The organism is Pseudotamlana agarivorans (assembly GCF_001642835.1).
Taxonomy (GTDB): Bacteria; Bacteroidota; Bacteroidia; order Flavobacteriales; family Flavobacteriaceae; genus Pseudotamlana; species Pseudotamlana agarivorans.
In genome coordinates, this window is the sequence record NZ_LXEI01000042.1 from 1 (window position 1) to 1,316 (window position 1,316).

Here is a 1,316-nt window from a genome sequence, read left to right on the forward strand (position 1 = left end):
ACCGTTGTAGGTAATTTAAGAACAGAACGAAATGAGAAATATAAGCATACTTTTTATAAGCTTAATCGGTCTAACAGGTTGTGGTCAGAATGAACTAAAAAGCGGAATTTCTGATTCCGTAAAAATCCGAATTGACTCATTGTTTTCTGAATTTGATAATCTGAATTCCCCGGGCTATGCAATCGGAATATCAAAAAATGGAAAAACACTTTATAAAAACGGCTATGGTTCAGCTAATTTGGATTATAACATACCGATTGAATCGAATTCAGCATTCAGTATCGCTTCGGTTTCAAAACAATTCACTGCAGCCTGTATCGCATTATTGATTTTAGAAAATAAGATATCATTGGAATCTACTGCTGCTGACTTTATTCCAGAATTAAGAAAATACTCAGACACTATACGAATTAAACATCTTATATATAATACTAGTGGGATTACAGACTATCCACGTCTGAACCGAAAAAGTGGCAAATCTTGGATTACATTTAACTACTTCGATATTGATGAATGTATTTCAACTTCTCTTGAAGAAGAAACCCTTCAATTTACACCTGGAGATAAATGGGATTATTGCAACGTAAACTTTATGCTACTTACAAAAATCGTTGAAAAGATAAGTGGACAATCGTTTAGTGAATTTGCAAAAAGACAATTATTTGATCCATTAGGAATGAAAAACACCCTTATCAATGATGATATAACACAAATAATTAAAAATAGAGTCACTCCTTACAATCCGAGAACAGAAGAATATTTGGATGGATATAATGAATATGGTATTAAACTCAAAAAAGAAGGGGAATATATTCAACATCCAAGAAATTCACCTCATTATGGGGGAAGTGGAGTAGTAACTACTATTGATGATTTACTGAAATGGAGCTCGAATATGACAAGAAAAAGTTTTGGTGGAGAGGAATTTTATGACTTGATGCACAAAACCATAAAGTTTAACCACGACAGAGACAATCAAGCTTTTGGTCTATACATTGGAGATTTTAACGGACGAAAAATAGTCGCTTGGGATGGAGGAGATTGGGGAATTAGCTCTCAATTATTGCGATTTCCTGATGACGGAATTGCAGTAATAGTGCTTTCAAATATTGGTTCAGGAGAGGCTTACCGCAAAGTAAACGGAATTGCAGATATTTTAATTGATGAAGAAATCTTAAAATAAAACTACCTACAACAAGGTATATAAAAAATAGGCGATATATCAGCAAATTCAAGGCTTTTGGCTAGTATCAAAATTTATGTTTAACCGAAAGGTTCGTGCTTAAAAATCGCCTACTTTTCATATACTAATCGTT

The 1,316-nt window shown here is 33.2% G+C and carries 1 protein-coding gene; it reads left to right on the top strand.

What is annotated here, in order from left to right:
* The first annotated feature begins 31 nt into the window (after positions 1-31).
* A complete protein-coding gene (locus tag A6I66_RS16335; protein ID WP_067151952.1) occupies positions 32-1,183 on the top strand; it encodes a serine hydrolase domain-containing protein in 1,152 nt (383 codons plus the stop codon).
* Positions 1,184-1,316 lie beyond the last annotated feature (133 nt).

Coding starts and splice junctions, on each gene's coding strand:
- A6I66_RS16335 (WP_067151952.1), top strand. CDS start 32: ATGAGAAATATAAGCATACTTTTTATAAGCTTAATCGGTCTAACAGGT.